The organism is Microvirga sp. M2, assembly GCF_047497095.1.
GTDB lineage: Bacteria > Pseudomonadota > Alphaproteobacteria > Rhizobiales > Beijerinckiaceae > Microvirga.
In genome coordinates, this window is the sequence record NZ_CP134063.1 from 4,130,221 (window position 1) to 4,155,598 (window position 25,378).

Annotated in this window: 18 protein-coding genes; 12 read left to right on the plus strand and 6 right to left on the minus strand. The window is 66.1% G+C overall.

Annotated features, from left to right (window positions below):
- Positions 1–2: 2 nt before the first annotated feature.
- Complete coding sequence (locus RE429_RS19580; protein WP_414472332.1) at positions 3–1,613, minus strand: phosphoenolpyruvate carboxykinase; 1,611 nt, start codon at positions 1,611–1,613, stop codon at positions 3–5.
- Positions 1,614–2,132: 519 nt separating this feature from the next.
- Between RE429_RS19580 and RE429_RS19585 the strand changes: the two genes are divergently transcribed.
- The 12 genes from RE429_RS19585 (at position 2,133) to trxA (ending at position 20,075) form a co-directional block, all read left to right on the plus strand.
- Positions 2,133–2,831 (plus strand): response regulator transcription factor, encoded by a 699-nt coding sequence (locus tag RE429_RS19585; protein WP_370439026.1) that lies wholly within the window; start codon positions 2,133–2,135, stop codon positions 2,829–2,831.
- A 125-nt stretch (positions 2,832–2,956) separates the two neighbouring features.
- Complete coding sequence (locus RE429_RS19590; RefSeq protein ID WP_414472333.1) at positions 2,957–4,867, plus strand: stimulus-sensing domain-containing protein; 1,911 nt, start codon at positions 2,957–2,959, stop codon at positions 4,865–4,867.
- Positions 4,864–5,319, plus strand: a complete 456-nt coding sequence (locus RE429_RS19595) for an HPr kinase/phosphorylase (RefSeq protein WP_414472334.1) — start codon at positions 4,864–4,866, stop codon at positions 5,317–5,319. The genes RE429_RS19590 and RE429_RS19595 overlap by 4 nt, the downstream gene beginning before the upstream one ends.
- A gap of 88 nt (positions 5,320–5,407) precedes the next feature.
- Complete coding sequence (locus RE429_RS19600; protein ID WP_370439029.1) at positions 5,408–5,809, plus strand: PTS sugar transporter subunit IIA; 402 nt, start codon at positions 5,408–5,410, stop codon at positions 5,807–5,809.
- Positions 5,810–5,814: 5 nt separating this feature from the next.
- Positions 5,815–6,135 (plus strand): HPr family phosphocarrier protein, encoded by a 321-nt coding sequence (locus RE429_RS19605; protein ID WP_414472335.1) that lies wholly within the window; start codon positions 5,815–5,817, stop codon positions 6,133–6,135.
- Between the two features lie 216 nt (positions 6,136–6,351).
- A complete protein-coding gene (gene ahcY, locus RE429_RS19610; protein WP_414472336.1) occupies positions 6,352–7,752 on the plus strand; it encodes an adenosylhomocysteinase in 1,401 nt (466 codons plus the stop codon).
- Positions 7,753–8,137: 385 nt separating this feature from the next.
- A complete protein-coding gene (locus RE429_RS19615; protein WP_414472337.1) occupies positions 8,138–10,705 on the plus strand; it encodes an ATP-binding protein in 2,568 nt (855 codons plus the stop codon).
- A gap of 31 nt (positions 10,706–10,736) precedes the next feature.
- Entirely contained in the window at positions 10,737–12,296 is a 1,560-nt protein-coding gene (tsaE, locus tag RE429_RS19620; protein ID WP_414472338.1) for a tRNA (adenosine(37)-N6)-threonylcarbamoyltransferase complex ATPase subunit type 1 TsaE, read from the plus strand.
- Between the two features lie 75 nt (positions 12,297–12,371).
- Positions 12,372–13,040, plus strand: a complete 669-nt coding sequence (locus RE429_RS19625; protein WP_414474260.1) for a nucleotidyltransferase family protein — start codon at positions 12,372–12,374, stop codon at positions 13,038–13,040.
- A gap of 9 nt (positions 13,041–13,049) precedes the next feature.
- Positions 13,050–16,214 carry a double-strand break repair protein AddB gene (gene addB / locus RE429_RS19630; RefSeq protein ID WP_414472339.1) on the plus strand — a complete coding sequence of 1,055 codons (3,165 nt, stop codon included), beginning with the start codon at positions 13,050–13,052 and terminating at the stop codon, positions 16,212–16,214.
- Complete coding sequence (gene addA, locus RE429_RS19635; protein WP_414472340.1) at positions 16,211–19,648, plus strand: double-strand break repair helicase AddA; 3,438 nt, start codon at positions 16,211–16,213, stop codon at positions 19,646–19,648. The genes addB and addA overlap by 4 nt, the downstream gene beginning before the upstream one ends.
- A gap of 106 nt (positions 19,649–19,754) precedes the next feature.
- Complete coding sequence (gene trxA, locus RE429_RS19640) at positions 19,755–20,075, plus strand: thioredoxin (protein ID WP_414472341.1); 321 nt, start codon at positions 19,755–19,757, stop codon at positions 20,073–20,075.
- A gap of 232 nt (positions 20,076–20,307) precedes the next feature.
- Here the strand turns inward: trxA and RE429_RS19645 are convergent, their stop codons facing one another.
- The 5 genes from RE429_RS19645 to trpB form a co-directional block, all read right to left on the minus strand.
- Positions 20,308–20,715 (minus strand): VOC family protein, encoded by a 408-nt coding sequence (locus tag RE429_RS19645; protein ID WP_414472342.1) that lies wholly within the window; start codon positions 20,713–20,715, stop codon positions 20,308–20,310.
- An 11-nt stretch (positions 20,716–20,726) separates the two neighbouring features.
- Positions 20,727–22,052: a bifunctional folylpolyglutamate synthase/dihydrofolate synthase gene (locus RE429_RS19650; protein ID WP_414472343.1), complete on the minus strand. Its 1,326-nt coding sequence runs from the start codon at positions 22,050–22,052 to the stop codon at positions 20,727–20,729.
- A gap of 14 nt (positions 22,053–22,066) precedes the next feature.
- Positions 22,067–22,969 carry an acetyl-CoA carboxylase, carboxyltransferase subunit beta gene (gene accD, locus RE429_RS19655; RefSeq protein ID WP_414472344.1) on the minus strand — a complete coding sequence of 301 codons (903 nt, stop codon included), beginning with the start codon at positions 22,967–22,969 and terminating at the stop codon, positions 22,067–22,069.
- Between the two features lie 110 nt (positions 22,970–23,079).
- A complete protein-coding gene (gene trpA / locus RE429_RS19660; RefSeq protein ID WP_414472345.1) occupies positions 23,080–23,919 on the minus strand; it encodes a tryptophan synthase subunit alpha in 840 nt (279 codons plus the stop codon).
- 183 nt (positions 23,920–24,102) lie between these two features.
- Entirely contained in the window at positions 24,103–25,323 is a 1,221-nt protein-coding gene (trpB, locus tag RE429_RS19665; RefSeq protein ID WP_414472346.1) for a tryptophan synthase subunit beta, read from the minus strand.
- Positions 25,324–25,378 lie beyond the last annotated feature (55 nt).

Below are 25,378 nucleotides of genomic sequence, written 5' to 3' on the forward strand. Positions count from 1 at the left end.
CGTCAGGCGGCGATCGACATCTGCGGCGCAGCGCGGCGCACGTCGGAATCGACATGCCCCTCGAAGCGCTTGAAGTTCTCGTTGAACATGGCGATCAGGCGCTTCGCCGTCTCGGCGAACTCGGCCTTATCCTGCCAGGTCTTGACGGGATAGAGAATGTGCGGCTCGACGCCGGGCACCGAGGTCGGGACCGCGAAACCGAAATAGGGATCGCGGCGGAAATCGGCGCGGGAGAGCGAACCGTCGAGCGCGGCCGTCAGCAGGCGGCGCGTCACGCGGATCGGCATGCGGCGGCCGACGCCGTACTTACCGCCGGTCCAGCCGGTATTGACGAGCCAGCAATCCACCGAGTGCTTGGCGATCAGATCGCGCAGCAGGTTGCCGTATTCGGACGGATGGCGCGGCATGAAGGGCGCGCCGAAGCAGGTCGAGAAGGTGGCCTCGGGGTCCTTCACGCCCTTCTCCGTGCCGGCCACCTTCGCGGTGTAGCCGGAGAGGAAGTGATACATCGCCTCCGCGGGGGTGAGCTTGGCGATGGGAGGCAGGACGCCGAACGCGTCGCAGGTGAGCATCACGATGTTCTTCGGGATGCCTGCGCGTCCCGTGGCGCTCGCATTGGGGATGAAGTCGAGCGGATAGGCGCAGCGGGTGTTCTCGGTCTTCGACGCGTCGTCGAAATCGGGCACCCGGGTGATGGGATCGATCACCACGTTCTCGAGAACCGTGCCGAAGCGCTCGGTGGTGGCGAAGATCTCCGGTTCCGCTTCGCGGGAGAGGCGGATGGTCTTGGCGTAGCAGCCGCCCTCGAAATTGAACACGCCGTTCGGACCCCAGCCGTGCTCGTCGTCGCCGAGCAGGATGCGGTTCGGGTCGGCCGACAAGGTCGTCTTGCCGGTGCCGGAGAGGCCGAAGAACACGGCCACGTCGCCCTCGCGACCCACATTGGCGGAGCAATGCATGGGCATGACGTTCTGCGCGGGCAGCACGTAGTTGAGATAGGTGAAGACGGACTTCTTCATCTCACCCGCATAGGACGTGCCGCCGATGAGCACGATCTTGCGGGCGAAATCGCAGGCGATGACCGTCTCGGAGCGGCATCCGTGGCGGGTGGGATCGGCCCTGAAGGACGGAAGGTCGATGATCGTCAGGCCGGGCACATAGTCCCTGAGCTCGCCCATGTCGGGGCGGATCAGCAGGTTGCGGATGAACAGGGAGTGCCAGGCGAATTCCGTGAAGACACGCGCCTTGACGCGGTAGGCGGGGTCCGCGCCGCCGTAGAGATCCTGCGCGAACAGCTCCTTGCCCTCGGCATGGGCGAGGAAATCCTGCAGCAGGGTGTCGAAGTTTCCGGACGTGATGGCGCCGTTGTTGTCCCACCAGACGGAGCTCTCGGTGGCCTCGTCGCGCACCACGAACTTGTCCTTCGGGGAGCGGCCGGTATGGACGCCGGTCTCCGCCAGGAGTGCGCCCCCCTTCACGAGCCTGGTCTCGCCCCGGGTCAGCGAATGCTCGTAAAGTGCGGGAGCTTCGAGGTTCCAGTAGACTTTCTTGAGATTGCGGAAGCCGATGGCCTCCGCGCCTTGAGCGCTGTTGAAGACGCCGATGTTATCCACGGAAAACTTCTCCTGGTCGCCGATGGTCAAGCGGCCGGAGGTGCCGCTTTCCGAAGGCTGTCACGGTGTTGCGTTCAAGCGGCGCCGGTCCGAAGTCGCTACGCAACCGCCTGAAGGTAGGATGTTTAGGTCGCGCGGCCAAGCCGTCAACCGAGCCATTCCATGGCATTCTATTTTTTGCGACGCTAGGCCTTGCAAGCGGGATGGGTCGGTTTTTCCGGCATTTGCCGCAAATCTTTGGGAGGATTGACGGCCCGCAACTGTGTCACGTAGCATCTCAATGCCTTGGGTGCGCCCATTCGCCCAAGGCCGGCAGGACGGAAACCGCCGTAGTTTGTTCATCTCCGGTTGAACCGGCACTTTCTAAACACCACTATCCGTCCGGTCCGCCCCTCGCCTGGAGCTGCGGCAACCATAATTATGCCATCAGTAAGGCGCAGTTGGGCACGTTTCGAGGCCCCCTGCGTTATCGAACGATACGTCACGCGACCATCGTCCGTGTCAGCCAAGGAAGAGTTCATGCCCACGATCGCTCTTGTCGACGACGATCGCAATATCCTGACTTCCGTTTCGATCGCCCTCGAGGCCGAGGGCTACCGCATCCAGACCTATACCGACGGAGCCTCGGCCCTCGACGGTCTGAAACACGCTCCACCGGATCTTGCCATTTTCGATATCAAGATGCCGCGCATGGACGGCATGGAGCTTCTGCGCCGCCTGCGCCAGAAATCCGACCTCCCCGTGATCTTCCTGACCTCCAAGGACGAGGAGATCGACGAGCTGTTCGGGCTGAAGATGGGCGCGGACGATTTCATCCGGAAGCCCTTCTCCCAGCGCCTTCTGGTCGAGCGCGTGAAGGCGGTGCTGCGCCGCTTCGCGCCCAAGGACCAGAGCACACCCAAGGAAACCGATCCGAAGGCCCTGGAACGGGGCCAGCTGAAGATGGATCCGGAGCGGCATGCCTGCACCTGGAAGGGCGAGCCCGTCACGCTCACCGTCACCGAGTTCCTGATCCTCCAGGCCCTCGCGACCCGCCCCGGCGTGGTGAAAAGCCGCAATGCGCTCATGGACGCGGCCTATGACGACCAGGTCTATGTGGACGACCGCACCATCGACAGCCACATCAAGCGCCTGCGCAAGAAGTTCAAAGCGGTTGACCAGAGTTTCGAAATGATCGAGACCCTTTACGGCGTCGGCTACCGCTTCAAGGAAGCCTGATGCCTGCAGGACTTGCCTCTTGGCGGGACTTGCCTCTTGGCAGGACTTGCCTCTTGAAGGCAAGTGACAACCGGAAAGACGGGCAGGGTCCGGAAATTCTTTCGGATCATGCTTAGATGAGTGGCATGAAGGCTGATCCCACCCACGCCGAGGCGGCGACAGACGATCCGCCTGCTCCTCGCGGCATCCTGGCGCGGCTGAAGCATCTCGGCCGCATGCTCTCGCAACGTGCCTCCTCAAGCCTGACGCGGCGCATCGTCGTGCTCAACCTGGCGGGCCTCGTCGCCCTGCTCATCGGCTTCCTCTATCTCAACCAGTTCCGGGAAGGCCTGATCGAAGCGCGGGTGCAGAGCCTGCTCACCCAGGGCGAGATCATCGCCGGCGCCATCGCCAGCTCGGCGACGGTGGAAACCAACACCATCACCCTCGACCCCGACCAGCTTCTGCAGATGCAGGCGGGCGAGACGGAGCGCCTGCACGACGAGGGTCTCTCCTCCCTCGAATTCTCCATCAACCCGGAGCGGGTGGCCCCCCTGCTGCGGCGGCTCGTCACCCCGACCCAGACCCGCGCCCGGATCTTCGACCGCGACGGCCTTCTCCTGCTCGATTCCCGCAACTTCTATTCGCGCGGCGACATCCTGCGCATGGATCTGCCGCCGGTCGGAAACGTGGAGGACACCACGAGCTTCATCGAGCGCACCTGGAACAGCGTGCGCAAGATGTTCCGGCGCACCAAGCGGCCCGTCCTCGATGAGGCGGGACCCGTCAACGGCAAATCCCTGCCTGAGGTGCAGCAGGCCTTCTCGGGCCAGCAATCGAGCGTGGTGCGCGTGAACAACCGCGGCGAAACGATCGTGTCCGTGGCCGTTCCGGTCCAGCGTTTCCGGACGGTCCAGGGCGTGCTGCTGCTCTCCACGCAGGAGGGCGACATCGACGCCATCATCGCGTCCGAGCGCTTCGCCCTGCTCCAGGTGTTCCTGGTGGCGGCGGTGGTCATGATGGTCCTGTCTCTGCTCCTGGCCGGCGCGATCGCGGGCCCCGTGCGCCGCCTGGCGGAGGCGGCCGAGCGTGTCCGCTGGGGCACCAAGTCGCGCCAGGAGATCCCGGACTTCACCGACCGCTCGGACGAGATCGGCCACCTTTCCGGCGCCCTGCGGGACATGACGAAGGCGCTCTACAACCGCATCGACGCCATCGAGAGCTTCGCGGCGGACGTGGCGCACGAACTGAAAAACCCGCTCACCTCGCTGCGGAGCGCCGTGGAAACCCTGCCGCTCGCCCGCAGCGACGATTCCCGCGAGCGGCTCATGTCGATCATCCAGCACGACGTCCGGCGCCTCGACCGCCTTATCAGCGACATTTCCGACGCCTCGCGCCTCGACGCCGAGCTTGCCCGCGCCGACGCGGAGCCGGTCGACCTGGCGCGCCTGCTCGAAGCGGTCGTGTCGGTGGCCAACGAGCGCCGTCAGGAGCACGATCCGCTCATCGAGCTCACCATCGAAACCCATGCGCGCGGCCGCGATGCCTTCCTGGTGCTCGGCCACGACAGCCGCCTCGGCCAGGTCTTCAACAACCTCATCGACAATGCCCGCTCCTTCTCGCCGCCCGACGCATCGGTGCGCGTGACGCTGCGGCGGCGCAAGTCCGGGGTCGAGATCCTGGTGGAGGACAGCGGTCCCGGCATCGAGCCCGATGCCCTCGACCGGATTTTCGAACGCTTCTACACGGACCGTCCCGAGCAGGGCTTCGGCCAGAACTCGGGCCTGGGACTGTCCATCTCGCGCCAGATCATCGAGGCCCATCGCGGCACGATCCGGGCCGAAAACCGCCTCGGCCCGCCCGACGGGAGCGGCGAGCCGCAACGCCTCGGCGCCCGCTTCGTCATCCGCCTCCCGGCCGCCGAGAGTCCGAAAGGCAAGAAGGACCAGGGCAAGAAGGACCAGGGCAGGAAGGAACAGGCCAAGCAGGAACAGGCCAGGCAGGAACAGGCCAGGCAGGGACAGGCCCGAGCCGCCCAGGGAGAGAAGACGCCTTGAGCACGGGCGAGACCATCCACGCTTCCTGCGTCGTCATCGGCGAGGCCGGCGTGCTGATCCGGGGCCTGTCCGGTTCCGGCAAGTCGACGCTGGCGCGCGAACTGGTGCTGCACGCACTCCAGGCCGGCCGGTTCGGCCGTCTCGTGAGCGACGACAGAACCGGTCTTCGCGCGGAACACGGGCGTCTCTTGGCAAGCCCGGTGGAGCCTCTCGCCGGACATCTCGAGATCCATGGCCTGGGAATCACCCGCCAGCCTTATGAACCCGCCGCCGTCATCCGCCTCGTGATCGACCTGAGCGAGGATCCGCCGCGCTTTCCCGAAGCCGACGACGGCAACATTGTTCTGTGCGGCGTCATGATCCCTCGCATCCGCATGCGGGCCGGGGCAAGCTTTGCAAGCATCGCCCTGAGGCGCTTGAGTGGTGTTTGCGACACGGTCGTGACACTGTGATGAACTTTTCCTCTCAATGCTCTTGCGCTTGGCTTCGCAGTGCACAAAATAGCGGCTCCGCTCTCGGAGCGTTCGGACCTGGAACATTATGATTGGAATGGTGCTCGTTACCCACGGGCAGCTCGCGACGGAGTTCAGAGCCGCGCTTGAGCATGTGGTGGGTCCTCAAGAGCAGCTTGAGACGATCACGATCGGCCCCGACGACGACATGGAAACACGGCGCAAGGACATCATGGCCGCTGTGTGCCGGGTCAATTCGGGCCAGGGCGTCGTGGTCTTGACCGATATGTTCGGGGGTACCCCCTCGAACCTCGCCCTGTCCTGCATGAATGGCGGCTCCGTCGAGGTGGTCGCCGGAATCAACCTGCCCATGCTCATCAAGCTGGCCTCGGTCCGGGACGAGGAGCCCCTCGGCGACGCGGTCTCGCACGCCCAGGAGGCCGGAAGGAAATACATCAACATCGCCTCGCGCGTTCTGTCGGGAAAATAAGCACCATGGATCAACCCCTCGATCAGGATTGCCCCCCTGCTCCTGTGCCCGAGGGGGCCGAAGCCCGGGAGCTTCCGATCGTCAATCGCCGGGGCCTGCATGCCCGCGCCTCGGCCAAGTTCGTCCAGACCGTGGAGCGCTTCGATTCGGACGTCACCGTGACCCGCTGCGGCGAGACCGTGGGCGGGCGTTCCATCATGGGCCTCCTGACCCTGGCGGCGGCCCAGGGCACCACCATCACCGTGACCGCCAAGGGCCCCGACGCGACAGCCTGTCTCCAGGCCATCGACGACCTCGTCGCCGGCAGGTTCGGGGAGGACGAGTAGCCCTCCGGCGCATCGTGCGGACCCAGCGGGCCGCGCAGACGATGCGCTCTTTCCAAGGGGTGAGCATCGGATGGAATCCCAAAAGGGGAATCCACTTCCCGCGTCCGATGCTCCGGCCCGACATATAAAGACATCTTTATATCTTGATTGCCTCCGGAGCGCCGCTCTGGTAGAGACTTGCGCCAACGAAATCCCGTCGGGTGCATGGAGGCCATCATGGCTCAGGACTACATCGTCAAAGACATCGGCTTGGCCGATTTCGGCCGCAAGGAAATTTCGATCGCCGAGACCGAGATGCCGGGCCTCATGGCCGTCCGCGAGGAATACGGACCGAAGCAGCCTCTGAAGGGCGCCCGCATCGCCGGCTCGCTCCACATGACCATCCAGACGGCCGTGCTGATCGAGACCTTGAAGGCTCTCGGGGCCGACATCCGCTGGGTGTCCTGCAACATCTACTCCACCCAGGACCATGCCGCAGCCGCGATCGCGGCCGCCGGAATCCCGGTTTTCGCCTATAAGGGCGAAACCCTGAAGGAATACTGGGACTACACCGCCAAGCTGTTCGACTGGCACGGCGGCGGCATGCCGAACATGATCCTCGACGACGGCGGCGACGCCACGATGCTCGTTCACATGGGCCTGCGCGCCGAGCAGGGCGACACCGCCTTCCTCGACAAGCCGGGCTCCGAGGAGGAAGAGGTTTTCTTCGCTCTCATCAAGCGCCTGCTTTCCGAGAAGCCGAAAGGCTGGTTCGCCGAGCTCGCCGCCGCGATCAAGGGCGTCTCGGAAGAGACCACCACCGGCGTTCACCGCCTCTACATCATGGAGAAGGAGGGCAAGCTCCTCTTCCCGGCGATCAACGTGAACGACTCGGTGACGAAATCGAAGTTCGACAATCTCTACGGCTGCCGCGAATCGCTCGTCGACGGCATTCGCCGCGGCACGGACGTGATGATGGCCGGCAAGGTCGCCATGGTGGCGGGCTTCGGCGACGTGGGCAAGGGCTCGGCCGCTTCGCTCCGTCAGGCCGGCTGCCGCGTGCTGGTGTCGGAGGTCGATCCGATCTGCGCGCTCCAGGCCGCCATGGAAGGCTATGAGGTCACGACGATGGAGGACGCCGCTCCGCGCGCCGACATCTTCGTCACGGCGACCGGCAACAAGGACGTGATCACCATCGAGCACATGCGCGCGATGAAGGACCGCGCCATCGTCTGCAACATCGGCCACTTCGACAACGAGATCCAGGTCGCGGCTCTCAAGAACCTCAAGTGGACCAACATCAAGCCGCAGGTGGACGAGATCGAGTTCGCCGACGGGCACCGCATCATCCTGCTCTCGGAAGGCCGTCTCGTGAACCTCGGCAATGCCATGGGTCACCCCTCCTTCGTGATGTCGGCCTCCTTCACGAACCAGACGCTCGCCCAGATCGAACTCTTCACGAACCAGGGCAGGTACGAGCGCAAGGTCTATACCCTGCCCAAGCACCTGGACGAGAAGGTGGCTTCGCTCCACCTCGAAAAGATCGGCGTGAAGCTCACCAAGCTCCGTCCCGATCAGGCTTCGTATATCGGCGTGTCCGAGACCGGGCCGTTCAAGCCGGATCATTATCGCTATTGATTGCAACTTCCGTTACGGAAGTTTCCAGAAAGCCCGGCTTCGTGCCGGGCTTTTTCATGCGGCCTCCGTCGAATCGACCAGATGACGCAACGGCATGTGTGTGTCTCGATTGCAATATCGGCCCGCCAATTGCTCACAGCTTCTCCAAAGGAAGATTAAGACAACGTTAACCCTCTTCCTGGCGGAGTCGGGCGTGGTCTAGAGTGGATGCGATTCGACCGGCAATACCGCGGTTTTCTTCGAAACCATGCCGGAAGTTCCGTTCATGCGTAGGCGGTATCTCCTCTTGGGCGCTTCGAGAAGGCTCCGGAGGCATGAACACACTTGGCCTTAACACACTTGGCCTTTTCATCGAGGCCGGAAAGCATTGGGAGGACCGTACGGCATGGCCCGGCAGGGGAAGCGCAAGACAGGCAGCCGAGACGAGGCGGCCATCCTCGCAGGCCTCGCCCGCGTGCCCTTGAGCCTGACCTTGCTGTCCGGAACATCGCAAACGGCTCTCGCGGCCGATTCCCCTTTCTCCGTCATGGAGCAGGCCTCCGACCTTCTCGGTTACCTCTACGGTCTCAATCTCCACAGCGCGGCGGCGTTCGGCCTCTTCATGGGGCTCGTGTCGCTCACCACCATCACGTCCCTTCTGCTGATGATCGAGCGCCGCCGCTCGGCGCGCGTGGAGCGGACCCTGAGGAAAGAGCTTGCGGCTCTGCGCGGCTCGGACGATCTCGCAACTCTGCTCATGGGGTCCGAGCGGCAATTGCTGGTCAGCTGGCATGGCCGGGACAGCGAGCCGCGATTTCAGGGCGACCCCTCCATCATCGGCGAGGGCGCTCCCGCGCAGCGGGCGCTTGCCTTCGGCACCTGGATGCAGCCGAGCGATGCCGCGGCGGCGGAAGCCTCGCTCGAGCAGCTCAAGCAGCGCGGAGAAGCCTTCCGGCAGGTGGCGCATACGCTCTTCAACCGCTTCATCGACGTGGAGGGCCGCACCATCGGGGGACGCGCGATCCTGCGCCTGCGCGACGTCACCGGCGACCGGGCGGATCTGCTCAAGACACGCGCGGAGCTCGCCACCGCGCGCAGCGACCTGCGCTCCATGACCATGCTCCTCGACGATGTCGCCTATCCGCTCTGGATCCGCGATTCGGGCGATAAGCTGATCTGGGCTAACCACGCCTATCTGCGCGCCGTCGAGGCACAGGATCTGGACGAGGCGATCTCCCGTTCCATCGAACTCCTGAGCGAGCGGGCACGCGACGAGGCAGGCCGCCAGCGCCGGAACGGCGCAACCTATGCCGCGCGCGTGACGGCGGTCGTCGCGGGCCAGCGCGCCGTGCTCGACGTGATCGAGCGGCCGACATCCGGCGGCAGCGCCGGCATCGCGGTGGACGTCTCCGAGCTCGAAGCCGTGCGCAACGATCTGCAGCGCCAGATGGACGCGCATGTGCGCACGCTCGACCAGCTGCCGACGGCGGTTGCGATCTTCGATGCCGCGCAACACCTGATCTTCAGCAACGCCGCCTATCAGCAGCTCTGGGGCCTCGACGCGGCGTTCCTCGCCTCGCGTCCGACGGACGGCGAAGTGCTCGACCGTCTGCGTGCCGCGCGCAAGCTGCCGGAGCAGGCGGATTTCCGCGCCTGGAAGGCGGATTTTCTCACGGGCTACCGCTCTGTCGAGCAGCAGGAAACCTGGTGGCATCTGCCGGATCGCCGCACGCTGCGCGTGGTGATCAACCCCAATCCGCAAGGTGGCGTGACCTATCTGTTCGACGATGTCAGCGAGCGGTTCGAACTCGCGTCGCAGGTCAATTCCCTGACGCAGGTTCAGGGCGAGACGCTCAGCACGCTGAAGGAGGGCGTGGCCGTGTTCGGCTCCGACGGGCGTCTCAAGCTGCACAACCGCGCCTTCGCGGATATGTGGAATCTGCCCCTCGACCTGACGGCGCAAAATCCGCATGTGGATGCCATCATCAAGGCCTGTCGCCTGCTCGCGCCGCAGGAGGAGCCGTGGATCGACATCCGCGGCGCCGTGGTGGGCCTTGCCGACATGCGCATGGGCCATTCCTGCCGCTTCGAGCGGCGTGACGGCACTGCGCTCGACTGTACCGCGCAGCCCTTGCCGGACGGCGCGACCCTCCTGAGCTTCACCGACGTGACGGCGAGCGTGAACGTGGAGCGCGCGCTGACCGAGCGCAACGAAGCGCTGGAGCGCGCCTCGCGGCTCCGCGACGAGTTCGTGCATCACGTGTCCTACGAGCTGCGCTCGCCGCTCACCAACATCATCGGCTTCACCCAGCTCCTCGGCGACGAGACGGTGGGCGCGCTCAATCCGCGCCAGCGCGATTACGCGGATCACATCATGCGCTCCTCGGCCGCGCTGCTGGCGATCCTCAACGACATCCTCGACCTTGCCTCCATCGACACCGGATCGCTGGAGCTCACGCCGGAAATCGTGGACATCCGCTCCACCATCGAGGCCGCCATGCGGGGCCTGGAGGACCGGCTGGCGGAATCCTCGCTCCATCTCGTCATCGACACGCCGGACGACATCGGAACCTTCGTGGCGGACGGCAAGCGCGTGCGGCAGATCCTGTTCAACCTGCTCTCCAACGCGGTCGGATTCTCCTCGCCCGGACAGACCATCACGGTCTCGGCCCGCAAGCGTGGCAGCGAGGTGATCTTCGACGTGAAGGATCAGGGCCGCGGCATCCCGCCGGAGATCAAGGCGCGCATCTTCGAGCGGTTCGAGAGCCACACATTGGGCACCCGCCACCGGGGCGTGGGGCTGGGGCTTTCCATCGTGCGCTCCTTCGTGGAGCTGCATGGCGGACGCATCGAGCTCACCTCGGCGCCCGGCCAGGGCACAACCGTGACCTGCACCTTCCCCAATGAGCGGCGGGAATCGCCTTCCGCTGGCGGATCCGTCTCATCTGCGCTAACTCCTATAGCCGCCGAGTAGGACTCAAGCGATGGTGAATGGATTGGCCCTCATGTCCGAGCAGGATGTTTCCCAAGCCGCGTGGATCGTGACGCTTCCCGATCACGAGGCCACGGAGGATTTCGCACGCAAGCTCGCCGAGGAGCTGAGGCCCGGCGACCTCGTCACTCTCTCCGGCGACCTCGGAGCCGGCAAGACCACCTTCGCGCGCGCCCTCGTGCGCACCCTGGCGGACGAACCGGAACTCGAGGTCCCGAGCCCCACCTTCACCCTGATGCAGGTCTATGACGGCCTGCTCTGCCCTATCGTCCATGCGGATTTCTACCGCCTCTCGGGCGGGTACGAGCTCGTGGAGCTGGGCTGGGAAGAGGTGACCGAGAATGCGATTGCGCTCGTGGAATGGCCCGAGCGCGCCGAGGACGCGCTGAACGCCGATCACCTCGACATCCGCCTCGATTTCGCGCCCGGAGGCCGCGGGCGCGTCGCCATGCTGACCGGCACCGGCGCCTTCGCGCCGCGCCTCCAGCGCATCAAGGCGTTCCGCAACCTGGTGGATCGCTGCGGCTGGTCGGACGCGGTCCGCCTGCCGATGCCGAGCGACGCATCCGTGATCCGTTCGTACGAGCGGCTGATCAAGATGAATGGCGAAACCGCGCTGCTCATGATCTCGCCGCCCCGGCCCGTCGGCCCGCCCGTGCGGCGCGGCAAGCCCTATACGACCATTGCGAAGCTCGCGGAGACCGTTCATGCCTTCGTGGCCATGGACAAGGGGCTGCGCGCGCTGGGCTTGAGCGCACCCTACATCTACGGCGAGGATCTCGATGCAGGCCTTCTGCTGATCGAGGATCTGGGCGCCGATCCCGTGACCGACGAGAACGGCCCGATCCCGGAACGTTATGCGGAAGCCACGCGCCTGCTCGTCAAGCTCCACACCACCGAGCTGCCGCAGGTGCTGCCCGTGGCGGATGAAATCGAACACGCGCTCCTCCCTTACGATCTCGAGGCGCTTCTGATCGAGGTGGAGCTTCTCGCCGACTGGTACGTGCCGCACATCATCGGCACGCAGCTCTCGGGCTCCGCGCGCGCGGAATTCCTCAATCTCTGGACGGAGGCGCTCGGTGAGATTCTCGCAAGCCCCACGACCTGGACCCTGCGCGATTATCATTCGCCGAACCTGATCTGGATGGCGGAGCGCGAGGGCCTGCAGCGCGTGGGCCTCATCGACTTCCAGGATGCGGTTCTGGGCTCGCCCGCCTATGACGTCGCCTCCCTGCTCCAGGATGCGCGCGTCACCGTGCCGGCCGACCTCGAGCTCAAGCTCATCGGCCTTTACGCCCGCGAGCGCAAAGGCGCGGATCCCGCCTTCGACGTATCGGCCTTCGCCCGCGCCTACGCGATCATGGCGGCGCAGCGCGCCACCAAGATCCTCGGCATCTTCGCCCGCCTCGACCGGCGCGACCACAAGCCCCATTACCTGAAGCATCTGCCGCGGATCGAAGCCTATCTCGTCCGCAATCTGGCGCATCCCGCCTTGGCGAAGCTCAAGGTCTGGTATGAGAACTATCTCCCGAGGCTCATCCCGCACGACGATGAGACGCCTCCTTCTGCTTGAGCATTGTCCGTGTCCCATCCCCCTCATCGTCAGCCCCATACCGCCATCATTCTCGCCGCGGGCCTCGGCACGCGCATGCTGCCGATCACGGCCACCATGCCGAAACCGCTCGTGAAGGTGGCGGGCGAGAGCCTGATCGATTTCGCGCTCGACAGGCTGCAGGAGGCGGGCATCGGCAAGGTGGTGGTGAACGTGCATCACTTCGCGGACATGCTGGAGGCGCATCTGCGCACCCGGGCCGATCCGGAGATCGTCATTTCCGACGAGCGCGACCGGCTCCTCGAAACCGGGGGCGGCGTGAAGAAGGCCTTGCCCCTTCTAGGAAACGATCCCTTCGTCACCTTCAACTCCGATTCCATGTGGATCGAAGGCGGCGAACCGAATCTCAAGCGCCTCGTGGCCGCATGGGAGCCTCGGCGCATGGACATCCTGATGCTCGTCGCCCCGTTATCCACAAGTGTCGGCTACGAGGGCTGCGGCGACTTCCATCGCGATCCGGACGGCCGCCTGCGCCGCCGGGGAGGCGATCCGCATGCCGGTTTCGTCTATGCGGGCGTGGCCATCGTGAAGCCGGATCTCGTCGAGGGAACGCCCGACGGAGCCTTCTCGGCCAACGCCTTCTACGACCGCGCCATCGCGAACGGCCGCCTCTACGGCTTGCCTCTGGAAGGCCAATGGCTGCATGTTGGAGAGCCTCGCACCATTGCCGAGGCGGAAAAGTGCCTTGCCGCGAGCAAGCGATGAGGTGTCGTTGTGTCGAGCCAGCCGCGCGTTTTTTCGATCCCTCCGGGTTGCGCCTTTCTGCCGACCCTTGTGGACGCGCTGCTCGAAGGCCGTCTCGTCGGGCCTCTCTCTGACGATCCCGCGGCGCTCGCCGATGTCACGATCTACGTTCCGACCCGCCGTGCCACCCGCGCGCTGATCGCGCTTCTGGCGGAACGCGGCGCGGGCCGCGCCCAGCTCCTGCCGCGCATCGTGCCTCTGGGCGAGACCGACGAAGCGGAATTCGAGATGACCGGGCTGGAAGGCACGCCGCTTGCGGAAGCCGCGAGCCTGAAGCCGCCGATTCCGCCGCTGGAACGCCGCCTCATTCTCACGCGACTCGTGCAGCGCTGGTCGGCTCAAGTCGACCGCGCACTCCTGCAGCTCGGCCCCGAAGTGCCCTTCATGGTGCCCGCCTCCCCGGCCGATGCGGTGAACCTCGCGGGCGATCTGGAAACGCTGATGGATGCCTTCACGACGGAAGGCGTCGACTGGCATGCGCTCGAACTCGCCGTGGATTCGGATTATTCGAAATATTTCGAGATCACCCGCCACTTCGTGCAGATCGCGAGCGAGCACTGGCCCGAGATCCTCGCCGAGCGTCAGGCGAGCGATCCCGCGCAGCGGCGCACGGCGCTCCTCGAAGCCGAGGCGCGCAGGCTTTCCCGGGAGCGGCCGGAGCATCCCATCATCGTCGCAGGCTCCACCGGCTCGGTGCCCGCAACCGCCAATCTGATGGCCGTCATCGCGCGCCTGCCGCGCGGAGCCATCGTGCTTCCCGGTCTCGACACGGATCTCGATGACGAGAGCTGGGCCACCATCGGCGGCGCGGGCGACGACGACAGTGATCCGGTGCACAGTCATCCGCAGGCCTCTCTGCGCCGTCTCGTCGACAGGCATCTGCGCATTCCGCGCTCCGCGATCGCCATTCTGGACGAACCGCCGGAACCGGCGCGTGCGCGCAACCATCTGCTGTCGGAAGCGCTCCGCCCCGCCGACACCACGGACCGCTGGGCGCTCATCGCGCCGGAAGAGCGCCTGCGCATGGGCCGCAGCGGCTGCGAAGGCATCACGATCATCGAAGCCGCGGACGAGCGCGAGGAAGCCTTCGCCATCGCCATCGCCCTGCGCGAGACCCTCATTCACCCGGACAAGACCGCAGCCCTCGTCACGCCCGACCGTGCCCTCGCGTCACGGGTGACGGCCGAACTCGCCCGCTGGGGGCTGAGCGTGGAGGATTCGGCGGGCATTCCGCTGTCCGACACGCCCGCCGGACGGCTCGCGCGTCTGACCGCGGAGGCGGCGGCCGACGATCTGAGCCCCGTGCGCCTGCTGTCCCTGCTGGCGCATCCGCTCGTGCGCCTGGGCTTTTCGCGCGCCACCGTGGACCATGCCGCCAGCGTTCTCGAAATCGGCGTGCTGCGCGGCCCCGCGCCTGCGCCCGGCATCGACGGCATGCGCGCCGCGCTCGCGGCACGCCGTCAGGGAAAGGACCACCGCACGCCCCGCCCCCGCGCGCGCCTCACCGAGGCGGATTGGGACCTCGCCGACACGCTCCTGCAGCGTGTCGGCCTCACCTTCGAGACCTTCACGCCCGCCGCGCATGGCGAGGATCGTCTCGACCTCATGGCTCTCGTGGCGCACCACCGGCGCGCCTTCGAGCTTCTCTGCGCGCAGCCCGAGGAGGACGAAGAGGGCCTGAGCGAGCCGTCCCTCGAGCCGCTCGCCGCTCTCTTCGACGATCTCGAGAATTCGGACATCCGTGAAGAGGAAGGCCATCCGCTCGTCGGCCGCTTCGTCGACTATCCCGCCTTCTTCACCGCACTCGCCAAGCAGCGCTCCCTGAGCCCCACCCCACGCTCCACCCATCGCCGCCTGAAGATCCTCGGCCTCCTGGAGGCCCGTCTTCTCACCGTCGACCGCGTCGTGCTCGGCGGCCTGGACGAAGGCACCTGGCCGCCGCGCACGGTGACGGATGCGTTCCTCAACCGCCCCATGCGGGCCCGCGTCGGCCTGATGCCGCCCGAGCGGCGCATCGGCCAGACGGCCCACGATTTCGTGCAGGCGCTCGGCACGCACGACGTGGTGATCACCCGCGCGCACAAACGCGACGGCTCGCCCATGGTGCCCTCGCGCTTCCTGCAGCGCCTCAAGGCCTTCACCGGCAAGGAGGTCTGGGACCGGATGGTGAAGGCGGGCGACTATTACCGCCGCCTCGCGCGCACCCTCGATACGCCGGAGCCTGCGCCTGCGCTCCCGCGGCCGCGTCCGAAGCCCGATCCCGCCCTCTTCCCGCGCAGTTTGAGCGTCACGGAAGTCGAAACCCTGGTGCGCGATCCCTATTCGATCTTCGCGCGCCACGTTCTCAAGCTCGATGCGCTGGAGGCGATCGCCGTCGCGCCGAGCGCGGCGGAGCGCGGCACGATCATCCACGACGTGATCGGCGGGTTCGCCGAACGCTTTCCGGAGGCTCTGCCGGCCCATGCTCAGGAGATCCTGCTGGGCCTCGGCGAGGATGCATTTGCCGGCATCGCAGAGGCTTATCCCGAGCTCTACGCGGAATGGTGGCCCCGCTTCGAGCGTCTGGCCGCCGCGTTTCTGGATTGGGAGCAGATGCGCCGTCCCGGCCTTGCGAAAGTCCATGCCGAACGTTCGGGCAGGCTGGCGATCCCGCTCCCGGACGGCTCGGTCTTCAACCTCCGCGCCCGCGCCGACCGGATCGAGCATCGACGCGACGGCGGCTTCACGATCATCGACTTCAAGACCGGCCAGCCGCCGGGCGTGCGCGAGGTCTATGCGGGGTTCTCGCCGCAACTGACGCTGGAGGCGATGATGCTGATGAAAGGCGCCTTCAAGGGTCTGCCCATGGCGAAGGAGACGCCCGATCTCGTCTATGTCCACACGACCGGCGGACGCGAACCGATCAAGCCGCGCGAGATCAAACCGGGACGGGACGAAGAGCGCTCGGTCCCCGAGATCGTGGAGGAGCATCGTCGCCGCTTCGAAGGGATGATCGCACGCTTCGCGAAGGGCGAGGCGGCTTACGTCTCGCGGCCCTTCCCGAAATATGCGCGGCGCTTCTCCGAATACGATCATCTGGCGCGCGTGAAGGAATGGTCGCTGGCGAGCGCCGGCGGGGGCGAGGGCGGCGAATGAGCAACGATCTCGTCATTCCCAACTACACGAAGGACGCGCAGCGCCGCGCCGCGAACCCGCGCGCTTCCGCGTGGGTGTCGGCGAATGCGGGCGCGGGCAAGACGAAGGTGCTGACCGACCGCGTCGTGCGCCTGCTGCTCTCGGGTTCCCTGCCCGGCCGCATCCTGTGCCTCACCTTCACCAAGGCGGCGGCCGCCAACATGGCGATCCGCGTGTTCGAACGGCTGGGACGCTGGGTGACGATGGACGAGGACAGCCTCGTCGCGGAGCTCACGGAACTCGAAGGCGCGCGACCCACGAGAAGCGAAGTGAAGCTCGCGCGCACGCTCTTCGCGCGCGCCGTCGAGACGCCGGGCGGCTTGAAGATCGACACCATCCACGCCTTCTGCGAGCGGCTTCTGCATCTCGTGCCGTTCGAGGCCAACGTGCCCGCGCGCTTCGCCGTTCTCGACGAGAGCCAGACCGACGAGATGCTGGCGCAGGCCGTGAAGAACGTGCTGGCGGATGCCTCGAACGGCAATTTCCCTCATTTGAAGGATGCGCTCGACATCATCAGCGTGGATGCCGTGGGCGATGCGCTCACGGCCGCGCTCAACGCGGCCCTGCGCTGCAAGTCCTTCCTCCACGATCCCACGGGTATCGCGCGCTTGCAGCGGGAACTCGGCCTGTCGGGAAACGAGACGCTTGCCGGCATCGAGCAGGCGATGCTGGAGGGCGGCTTCGCACCGGAGAGCTGGCCCGCGGTCGCGCAGGAGCTGATGACCGGGAAAGCCACCGACCAGGAGAGGGCGGCGTCCTTCATCGCGGCCGCGGAGGCGAGCGATCCCGCCGAGAAGCTCAAGCACTATCTGTCCGTGTTCCTGAAGGAATCCGACGGTCTGCCGCGCGCGGAATCGCGCCTCGTCACCAAGTCGGTCGCCCCCGCCCTGAAGGAGCGGCTCCTCGACGAGCAAAGCCGTATCTGGCGGCTCATGGACAAGCGCAAGGCCGCGCGCGCCCTCGAGCGCACGCGGGCGCTGTTCCTGCTGGCGGCCGAGATCCACGACCGGGTCGAACAGGCGAAGATGCGGCTCGGCGCCCTCGACTTCCAGGATCTCATCGACAGGACGCTGGCCCTGCTCTCGCGCGGCGACACGGCCTGGGTGCTCTACAAGCTCGATCGCGGCATCGACCATGTGCTGATCGACGAGGCGCAGGATACGAACCCGCAGCAATGGGAGATCCTGCGCAAGATCACGGAGGATTTCACCGCAGGCGAAGGCGCCGCGAGCGGGCGCATCCGCACGCGCTTCGCCGTGGGCGACCCCAAGCAGTCGATCTACGGATTCCAGGGGGCGGTTCCCCTGGAATTCGAACTGACGCGCAAGAGCTGGATGAAGGAGGCGAGGAACGCGGCACTTCATTTCGAAGACGTGTCGCTCACCATGTCCTTCCGCTCCACGAAAGCGGTTCTCTCGGCGGTGGACGCCACCTTCGCGGTCGAGAAGAACTTCAAGGGCCTGTCCTTCGAGGACAAGGCCATCGGCACTGTGCACGAAAGCGCCCGCCCGCATGCGCCGGGTCTCGTGGAGCTGTGGCCGACGGAGACGCCCGCCGCGGAGGAAGAGCCCGAGGCCTGGGTTCTTCCCGTCGACGAGCCCGAGCAGCAATCGCCGCCCGTCGTCGTGGCGCGGCGCGTCGCACAGGCGGTGAAATGCTGGACCACCAAGGGCGACGAGAACGGCCGCATGTGGAGCGCGGGCGACGTGCTCGTTCTCGTGCGCAAGCGCGGCTCCGCCTTCGAGGCCGTGATCCGCGCGTTGAAGGAAGCGGGCGTGCCCGTGGCGGGTGCGGACCGGCTCAATATCGGCGAGCATATCGCCGTGCTCGATCTCGTGGCGGCAGGACGCGCGGCGCTGCTGCCGGACGACGACCTGACGCTCGCGACCGCGCTGAAATCACCGCTCGTCGGCCTCACCGACGACGATCTGATCCGCATCGCCGCCGGCCGGGCGGACGACGCATCGCTGCATGCGGCTCTGCAATGCCACGCGGAAGCCGGCGACGCCAAGGCGAAGCGCGGCTGCGAGGCGTTGCAGGCGTGGCGCGAACTCGCGGCGCAGAACGGCCCCTTCGGCTTCTTCGCCACCCTGCTCGGCCCGCGCGGCGGGCGTTCGCAGCTCGTCGCGCGCCTGGGCAGCGAAGCGGGCGACGCCATCGACGCGTTTCTCTGCTTCGCGCATCAGTCGGAGATGACGGAGACGCCCTCGCTCACCGTCTTCCTCAACCGTTTCGAATCGGCCTCGCATACGATCAAGCGCGATCTCGACTCCGTGAACAACGAAGTGCGCGTGATGACGGTGCACGGGGCCAAGGGCCTCGAGGCGCCGATCGTGATTCTCATCGACGGCTGCGAAGTGCTCGGCCGCGACCCGCCGCTGCTGTCGCTGCCGACGAGGACCGGCGACACGATTCCCGTCTGGGCCCCGGGCCGGAGCGCCGATTGCAGCGTGATGGAAGAGGCGCGCGACGTCCTTCACGCCAAGGGCTACGAGGAGCACAACCGCCTCCTCTACGTGGCCATGACCCGCGCCAAGGACCGGCTGGTGATCGCCCCCTATCTCACGGGACGCAAGGACTCGCCGCAAGAGGCCTGGTGCGAGATGATCCGCCATGGGCTCGTCGAGAAGGCAGGCGGCCTGGAGCGCAGCGAAGCTCCCTATGGGCCCATCGAGCTCTGGCGCGAGGGATCGCCGCTCGCGCGAACGCTCGCCGCGGAATCCGACGTCGCGCCCCTCGAGGCCTTCGAGGTGCCGCACTGGCTGAGCCTGACGGCTCGGCCGGAGCCGGAGCCCCTGCCGCCGATCCGCCCCTCCAGCGCCCTGGGCGCGGCCGACCGCATGACGCGGCCGGGAGACGGCCCCTATGCCCCCGAGGCACGGCTTCGCGGCACCCTGGTCCATGCCCTGCTGGAACGCCTTCCCGCCCTCGATGCGGGGCACCGGGAGGCCATGGCGCGAACCTATGTGCGGGCCAGGGCCCCGCGCCTCGCCCCCGAGATCTGCGAGACGGTGATCGCCAATGCTCTCGGCGTCCTGGAGCACGAGGATCTGAAGGCGCTTTTCGGGCCCGGCTCCCGGGCGGAGGCCCCCATCGCCGGCAAGGTCTCGACGATGGACGGAGAGCTCATGGTCTCGGGCCAGATCGACCGCCTCGCGGTCCTGGAGCGCGAGGTCCTGGTGGCCGACTTCAAGACCACGGCCCGCGCGCCCAGGCCTGGCCAGAAACCGCCCCAAGGCTATGTGGCCCAGCTGGCGCTCTACCGGACCCTGCTCGCCGAGATCTACCCGGACAAGCGCATCCGCACCTTCCTGGTCTGGACCGCCGGACCGGTCATTCACGAGTTGATGGAACCCGAGCTGGAATCGGCTCTTACCCTCATCAAAGCGGCGTGAGGGGAAGATTGCCCTTGCTTGATTCCCCGATCCGCCGTTCTTACCTTGGCTCTATCGTCGAGCGGCTCGCCTTGAGTCGCTGTATCAGAAATTCAAAGGTGATGTGATGGCGACCTTTAAGGTGACCGACGCGAGCTTCTCGCAGGACGTCCTGCAATCCTCCGAGCCCGTCGTGGTCGATTTCTGGGCCGAGTGGTGCGGCCCCTGCCGCATGATCGGCCCGGCTCTGGAAGAGATTTCCAACGAGATGGAAGGCCGCGTGAAGATCGCGAAGGTGAATGTGGACGAGAACCCGCAGATCGCCTCGCAGCTCGGCATCCGGTCGATCCCGGCGCTCATGATGTTCAAGGGCGGCCAGGTGGTGGCCCAGAAGATCGGCGCCGCCCCGAAGGGCGACCTCACCAAGTGGATCCAGGCCTCGGCCTGATCACTCCAAGAGCCTGAAATTGAGCCTGAAATTCGAAAGGGGCCGAAACGGCCCCTTTTTCCGTCCGGCCCTCAGGAACCGGATGTATCGTCGAACCCATATCCGATGCTTCGACATTTTGATTGTGAGCATCTTTTCACGGTGAACCGGTTCCCACTTTTCGCGTTCGATGCTCTCCTGGCTTGAGCATCTTTCCACGCAAAACCGGTTCCCACTTTTCGCGTTCGATGCTCTAGGCCCGCTCCATGGCATCCTGGTCCATGTAGACGATTTCCCAGATATGCCCGTCGAGGTCGCTGAAGCTGCGGCCGAACATGAAGCCGTGATCCTCCGGCTCCCGCATTTCCCGGCCGCCCTGGGCCAGAGCCCTCTCCACCAGCTGGTTGACCCTCTTGCGGCTCTCCACCGAGAGGCTGGTGAGCACCTCGGTCATGCGCGAGGTATCGGCCACGGGCCGGCGAGCGACCTCCCGGAACTTCGCCTCCGTGAGCAGCATGGCGAAGATGTCGTCGGAGATCGCCATGCAGGCGGCGGTCTCGTCGCTGAGCTGCGGGTTGAAGCCGAAGCCCATCGTTTGAAAAAACCGCACCGACCGCTGAAGGTCCTTCACCGGCAGGTTGACGTAGATTTTGGTGGCCATGGCCGCTTTCCTTATTCGGGCAGCGTTCCGTTGGCTGCCAGCACCTCACCTGCCAGATAGAGCGAACCGCAGATCAAGACACGGGGCGGGCGTTCCCAAACGTAGTTGTGGAGCGAAGCCAATGCGGATTCGACACTCGGTGCGACGGAGGTGGTAAGCCCGACGCTCGCCGCGATGGCGGCCACTTCCTCGGCGGGGCGCGCCGCGATCTGGCCGGAAATCGGCACGGCGATCACCTCCCGCGCGAGGCCGGAGAAATTCTTGAAGAAAGCTTGGGAATCCTTGGTGCCGAGCATGCCGGCGATCACCACGAGCGGCGCATCGTTGCGTTCGCTCTGATCGGCCATGGCCGCGGCCAGAACGCGCCCGCCATCGATGTTGTGTCCGCCGTCGAGCCACAGCTCGCTGCCGTGCGGGGCGATTTCCGGCAGGCGTCCCTTCGAGAGACGCTGCAACCGTCCGGGCCATTCCGCACGGGTGAGCCCCGCCTCGAAGGCGGAGGTCTCGAACTGTTCGAAACCGGCCGCCCGCAGGGCCGCGATGGCCGTCCCCGCATTGGTAAACTGATGCCGCCCGGTGAGCTTCGGACGCGGCAGATCGAGCAAGCCCTTCTCGTCCTGGTAGACGAGACGGCCACCCTCTTCGTGGATGGAGAAGTCCTGCTGGCCGATGAGCAGCGGAGAGGCGCCGATGCGCTCCGCTTCGTCGTGCAGGGTCTGATCGGCCTCCACATAATCCTGCGGCGCGATGACGGCCGGGCATCCCCGCTTGAAGATCCCCGCCTTTTCCTTGGCGATGGCCGCAAGGGTCGTGCCGAGATATTCCGCGTGGTCGTGGCCGATCGGCGTCACTACGGCGGCGGCGGGCCTGTCGATGACGTTCGTGGCGTCGAAGCGCCCGCCCAGCCCCACTTCGAGCAGCAGCACATCGGCCGGCTCTTCCGCGAAGATCAGCAGCGCCGCGGCCGTGGTGATCTCGAATACGGTGATCGGTTCGCCCGCATTCACCGCCTCGCACCGGCGGAAGGCTTCGACGAGGCGGTCCTCGCTCACATATTGCCCGCCGCCGAAGCGCCCGAGACGGATGCGCTCGTGGAAACGCACGAGATGCGGCGAGGTATAGACATGAACGGCGAGGCCCGCGCTCTCCAGGATCGCCCGCATGAAGGCGATGGTGGAGCCCTTGCCGTTGGTGCCCGCCACATGGATGACGGGCGGCAGACGGCGCTCGGGATGACCGAGCTTCGCGAGCAGCCGCTGGATGCGCCCGAGCGACAGATCGATGGTCTTCGGGTGCAGGGCGAGAAACCGCGCGATCAGCGCATCGGAAGAGTCCACCGCCCTGCCCTCACTTATTCGGCCGCAGCCGCGACATCGGTCGTGATCGTGCCCTCGGTCGGAGCCGCCGCCGGAGCCTTCATGAACAGGCGCGAGAGACGGGCGATCGTCGGCTTCAGGTCATGGCGGTGCAACACCATGTCCACCATGCCGTGCTCCTTCAGGTATTCGGAACGCTGGAAGCCGTCGGGCAGCTTCTCGCGGATGGTCTGCTCGATCACGCGCGGACCGGCAAAGCCGATGAGCGCGCCGGGCTCGGCGAGATGCACGTCGCCCAGCATGGCATAGGATGCGGTCACGCCGCCCGTGGTCGGGTTCGTGAGCACGACGATATAGGGCAGGCGCGCATCGCGCAGGCGGCGGATCGCCACCGTGGTGCGCGGCATCTGCATGAGGGAGAGAATGCCCTCCTGCATGCGCGCGCCGCCGGAACCGGCGAAGAGCACGAAAGGCGTCTTCTTGTCGAGAGCCGTCTCGGCGCCTTTGACGAAGGCCTCGCCCGCCGCCATGCCGAGCGAGCCGCCCATGAAGCCGAAATCCTGCACGGCGATGGTCATCGGCAGCTCGTCGACGCGGCCGAAGCCCACCTTGAAGGCATCCTGCTGGCCCGTCTTGGCGCGGGCGTCCTTCAGGCGGTCGATGTAGCGCTTCTCATCGCGGAACTTCAGGGGGTCGACGGGCACTTCGGGAAGCGCCACATCGAGCCAGGTGCCCCCGTCGAACATGAGCTGGAGGCGCTGCGTGGCCGAGATGCGCATGTGATGGTTCGAGCCGGGAATGACCCACTGGTTCGCCTCCACGTCCTTGTGGAAGACCACCTGACCCGTATCCGGGCACTTGATCCAGAGATTGTCCGGCGTCTCGCGCTTGAAGAGCGTCTTGATCTTCGGACGGACGACTTCGGAAATCCAGTTCATCGTTTTACCCTTTCGTCATGCCCGAACCTGGTCCGGGCATCCACGCCCTGCCGGCGTGGAAAGACGCGGATGACCGGGACGAGCCCGGTCATGACGTCCCTTGTGTCGTTTCAAGCCGCCGCGCGCTTCTCCACCGAGCGCACGCCTTCGCTCAATTCCTTCACCAAGGTGGTGACGGCTTCGACCGAACGCGAGGTCGCGCGGCCCTGATCGTCGAGGGTGCCCTTCAGCGCATCGATGAGCGCCGAGCCCACCACGACGCCGTCGGCGCCTTTGGCCACCGCCGCCGCATGGGCGCCGCTCTTCACGCCGAAGCCTACCACGACCGGCAGGGGCGTATGATGCTTGATGCGCTCCACCGCCGTGGCGACCTTTCCGAAATCGGGCGTCGCCGCGCCGGTGATCCCGGTGATCGAAACGTAATAAACGAACCCGGCCGTATTGGCGAGCACCGCCGGCAGGCGATGATCGTCCGTGGTCGGAGTGGCGAGGCGAATGAAGGCGAGCCCCGCCTTCAGGGCCGGCAGGCACAGCTCGTCGTCCTCCTCGGGCGGCAGATCCACCACGATGAGGCCGTCGACGCCGGCATCCTTGGCATCGTTCAGGAAGCGATCGACGCCATAGACATAGATCGGGTTGAAATAGCCCATGAGGATCACGGGCGTATCCTGATCCTCGGCCCGGAAGCGGCGGACGAGCTCGAGGGTCTTGACCGTGTCCTGGCCCACCTTCAGGGCCCGCAGTCCCGCCGCCTGGATCGCCGGACCGTCGGCCATGGGATCCGTGAACGGCAGGCCGAACTCGACGATGTCGGCCCCCGCCTTGGGCAGGCTCTTCAGGATCTCGAGGGAGGTCTCCGGGTCCGGGTCTCCCGCCATGATGTAGGTCACGAGAGCGGCGCGGCCTTCCGCTCGGCATTGTTCAAAACGGGCTTCGATGCGCTTGGTCATGGGCGGGTCTTTAGCATGGGAAGGACACGGGATGAAATCGTTTAACGCATGTCGTCATGCCCGCGCCTGTCGCGGGGATCCACGTCTTTGCGGCGCTGCGGTTCGTGAAGACGCGGATGGCCGGGAGATCCCCGGATGGAGATCCCCGGATCAAGTCCGGGGACGGCCATGACGGGCGGCGTGTTAAGCGATCTCGCTCCCCAGATGCTCGGCGATCTGGAACAGGTCCTTGTCGCCGCGGCCGCTGATATTGACCACCATCAGGTGATCCTTCGGCTTCTTGGGCGCGAGCTCCATGACCTTGGCGAGCGCGTGGCTGGGCTCCAGCGCGGGCAGGATGCCCTCGAGGCGCGCGCAGAGCTGGAAGGCTTCCAGCGCCTCCTCGTCGGTGGCCGAGATGTAGTTCACGCGGCCCATCTCGTGCAGCCATGAGTGCTCGGGGCCGATCCCGGGGTAGTCGAGGCCCGCCGAGATCGAGTGGGCGTCGTTGATCTGCCCGTCATGGTTCATGAGCAGGTAGGTGCGGTTGCCGTGCAGCACCCCCGGACGGCCGCCGCTGAGCGAGGCCGCATGGAGCTTGTCGAGCCCATGGCCCGCAGCCTCCACGCCGTAGATCTCGATGCCCTTGTCGTCGAGGAAGGGATGGAACAGCCCGATGGCGTTGGAGCCGCCGCCGATGCAGGCGACGAGCGAATCCGGCAGGCGGCCTTCGGCCTCCATCATCTGCGTGCGGGTCTCGTCGCCGATGACGCACTGGAAATCGCGCACCATGGCGGGATAGGGATGCGGGCCCGCCACCGTGCCGATGCAGTAGAAGGTGTCGGCGACGTTGGTGACCCAATCGCGCAGGGCCTCGTTCATGGCATCCTTGAGCGTCCTGGTGCCCGACTGGACCGGCACCACCTTGGCGCCCAGCATGTTCATGCGGAAGACGTTGGGCTTCTGCCGCTCCACGTCGACGGCGCCCATGTAGACGATGCATTCGAGGCCGAAGCGCGCGCAGAGGGTGGCGGTGGCGACGCCGTGCTGGCCTGCGCCGGTTTCGGCGATGATGCGCTTCTTGCCCATGCGGCGGGCGAGAAGGATCTGGCCCAGCACGTTGTTCACCTTGTGGGCGCCGGTATGGTTCAGCTCCTCGCGCTTGAAGTAGATCTTCGCGCCGCCGAGATGCTCGGTCATGCGCTCCGCGAAATAGAGCGGGCTCGGACGGCCGATATAGTGCTTGGAGAAATACTCCATGTCGGCATGGAAGGCCGGATCGTTCCTGGCCTCGTTATAGGCCTTCTCCAGTTCGAGAATGTTCGGCATCAGGGTCTCGGCGACGAAACGTCCGCCGAACTGACCGAAATGCCCGCGCTCGTCGGGACCGGTGCGGAAGGAATTGGGTTGGGCTTGAGCTGACACGGGCCTGTCCTGCCTTAAAATGAGCATTTCCCGGACAATGGATTCCGGTTTCCCT